This window comes from Sulfuricaulis sp., assembly GCF_041499725.1.
Taxonomy (GTDB): domain Bacteria; phylum Pseudomonadota; class Gammaproteobacteria; order Acidiferrobacterales; family Sulfurifustaceae; genus Sulfuricaulis.
In genome coordinates, this window is record NZ_JBGQKW010000146.1 from 1 (window position 1) to 2,998 (window position 2,998).

General features: G+C 56.5%; 4 protein-coding genes. All 4 read left to right on the top strand.

The genetic code is table 11. The annotated features are described in order from the left end of the window. Positions 1-326 precede the first annotated feature (326 nt). The 4 genes from ACC569_RS14335 to ACC569_RS14350 all read left to right on the top strand — a co-directional run bounded on the left by ACC569_RS14335 (position 327) and on the right by ACC569_RS14350 (position 2,980). On the top strand, positions 327-974 hold the full coding sequence (locus ACC569_RS14335; protein WP_372524206.1) for a lipid-binding SYLF domain-containing protein: 648 nt from the start codon (positions 327-329) through the stop codon (positions 972-974). Between the two features lie 113 nt (positions 975-1,087). Continuing rightward, on the top strand, positions 1,088-2,392 hold the full coding sequence (locus tag ACC569_RS14340; RefSeq protein ID WP_372524207.1) for a zinc dependent phospholipase C family protein: 1,305 nt from the start codon (positions 1,088-1,090) through the stop codon (positions 2,390-2,392). Positions 2,393-2,471: 79 nt separating this feature from the next. Beyond that, positions 2,472-2,627, top strand: a complete 156-nt coding sequence (locus ACC569_RS14345; RefSeq protein ID WP_372524208.1) for a DUF3309 family protein — start codon at positions 2,472-2,474, stop codon at positions 2,625-2,627. 161 nt (positions 2,628-2,788) lie between these two features. Next, positions 2,789-2,980, top strand: coding sequence for a Thivi_2564 family membrane protein (locus ACC569_RS14350; protein ID WP_372524209.1), 192 nt, complete (start codon positions 2,789-2,791; stop codon positions 2,978-2,980). Positions 2,981-2,998: the final 18 nt, after the last annotated feature.

Sequence of the window (2,998 nt, forward strand, 5' to 3'; positions counted from 1 at the left end):
AAATTCCTTGCGCGGCGCTTGCACGAGGCGGCTCAACCAGTCTCCCACAATCTCAATTTATGGTCTCTGGCCACGGGCGCGCGTGCCTGGGAATTGAAAGCGCGGACGGTGCCTCGATGCCCGCTCCTTAGTTGGATGAGCAGTTTTGACCACAGCAGCGGTCTGTACGGGACAGACAGTTTAATGGCCCCAAGGTATAAAGGATGGGCCTCACGTTGTAAGCAAGGACCCGGTAGGAAGCGGACAGCGCTCTCCTGGCTTTGAGGGCACAAGGGAGTTTTAAAATGAAAAGGCTTGGTTTGATTCTTCTATTACTCACATTCTGCATGCCGGCATTCGCGGGTGAAAGCCAGCTGCAAAAGTCCACCAACATTCTTCACGAGATTATGGGGACTCCCGACAAGGGCATTCCCGAGGAGTTGTTTGAAAAAGCCGTGTGTGTCGGCGTCGTTCCTTCTCAATATAAATTCGCGCTGGGACTCGGCGGCACCTACGGGCGCGGCGTGCTGGTGTGCCGCAAGGGCGGGACCGGCGAATGGGGCGCCCCCTCCATGTTTACCCTGGGCGCGGCCAGCATCGGATTCCAGATTGGCGGCAAGGCGACGGACGTCATCTTCCTGGTGATGAACCCCGAAGGCGCGCGCAAGCTGGTTCAGGACAGCGTGAAGCTGGGCGCGGAAGCCTCCGTTGCCGCGGGACCGGTGGGACGATCGGCGGAAGGCGCGACCGACGCTCAACTGCATGCTGAGATTCTCAGCTATTCGAGAACGCGCGGCTTGTTTGCCGGCGTGTCGCTCGACGGAGCGGTGATGAAGCAGGATAAGGACGACAACGAAAAACTCTACGGCCGCAGGGTCAGTGCCAAGGAAATTCTGATCGACGGCACCGTGGCCACGCCTCAATCAGCTCGAGCGTTGGACAATGCTTTGCGTAAGTATTCCCCCAAGGGCGGACGATCTTTCGATCGAGTGTAATCGGCCGAAGGAATCAACGAAGAGATGGTTCACTTCAACATCAGCTGCGCCAGACGTGACGAGCGCCTGGCGCACGAATTCCTGGTTCACCCCGTCATAAGGAAGAGCGGAGCATGAGAAAAACGCCAATAATTGCCCTTCTCGTCTGTGCCTTGCTGATGTGCGCCGGCAGTTCGTTCGCATACTCAGTCCTGACGCACGAGGAAATCGTCGACCTGCTCTGGAAAGATGAGATCCGGCCTCTACTGCTCAAGCGATTTCCAACACTGACCGAAGACCAAATCACGGAGGCGCACGCCTATGCCTACGGCGGCGCCGTCATTCAAGACCTCGGTTACTACCCATTCGGCAGCAAGCAATTCAGCGACCTGGTGCATTACGTCCGCAGCGGGGACTTCGTTCGCGAGTTGCTGCTCGAGAGTCAGGACGCCAATGAGTACGCGTTCGCCATGGGCGCCCTGGCGCACTATGCGTCGGACATTGCCGGCCACCCGGCGGTGAACCAGTCCGTTGCGATTCAATATCCCAAGCTTCGGGCGAAGTTCGGCAAGTCCGTCAAGTACGCGGACGACAAAACAGCGCATATCAGAACAGAATTTGGGTTTGACATGGTGCAGGTGGCGAAGAACCGTTATGCCTCGCAGCAGTACCACGATTTCATCGGGTTTCAGGTGTCCAAGTCCCTGCTGGAACGCGTCTTTCCGGTTGTCTATGGCGTGGACTTGAAAGACGTCCTTCCCCGCGAGGATCTCGCCATCGGCACCTACCGTTACTCGGTCAGCCAGATGATCCCGGAGATCACACGGGTCGCGCTGCGCACCCATAAGAAGGACATGATGCGCGAAGAACCCACGTTCTCAAAACGGAAGTTCCTTTACCGTCTCTCGCGCTCCGATTATGAAAAGAACTGGGGAAAGGAATACACCAAGCCGGGATTCGGCGTGCGCGTGTTGTCTGTGTTCCTGCATTACATGCCGAAAGTTGGGCCCTTCAAAGCGATGGCGTTCAATAGCCCTACCCCGCAGACCGAGGACATGTATTTCAAGAGCATCAACACGAGCGTTGATCAGTACCGGGCCGATCTCGAAGCAGTGCGGACGGACTCGCTTCAACTTGCCGATGTTGATTTCGACACCGGAAAACCCACCAAGGCGGCGGAGTACACCCTGACCGACAACGCCTACGCCAAGTTGCTGGGCAAACTTTCGGAACGAAAGTTCGATCGGACATCACCGGAACTGCGCGAGAACATCCTGAACTTTTATGGGGACCTTTCCGCAGCGTTCGAGACCAAGAAGGACGCCGCCGGCTGGCAGGCCGTGCTGGCCTCGCTGGATCAGTTGAAGTTGGTGACACCACCGGACCCGACTGTCGCGGGTAGCCCAACGGCTGCCCCAACTCAACTCCGGCGACCGTAATGCAGAGCCCATACTAAGGTTTGGAAATAATCCCGGCAGAAGCATTTCATTGGCCGGGATCTCTAAAGGAGGCAAGGAAATGCTCGCAACTGTTTTGATTGTGGTTGTGGTTTTGATGCTTTTCGGTTCACTGCCCACTTGGAATCACAGCCGAAGCTGGGGTTATGGCCCCAGCGGCGGATTGGGCCTGGTGCTGACGATAGTGGTTATCTTGCTGCTCCTGGGCCGGCTCTAAGCGGTCGAGAATATTGGATGGCGCGCAGAGAAGATAAGAACAAGCGTTCTTGATCAAGTGCCGACAGGTTCGAAGCTTGTTTCGGCTGCAATCAACAAGCGCACGCCGGGGAGCGGCCCGATGGGTGTCTGCTTTATGAAGATGAGAAGGAGGATTAGATCATGGATTTAATTCATGTGGTTGGGGTCCTGATCGTGATTGGCGTCGTACTTTGGCTGATTAATGCTTTCATCCCGATGGCGCGCTCCATTAAGTCGATCCTGAATGTCGTCGTGGTGGTAAGTGTTGTTTTGTGGCTCTTGAACGGCTTCGGGTTTCTGCACTCGCTCTCCAGGTACCATATGCGAGCGTGACGGTGCCGCTTAAGCGCC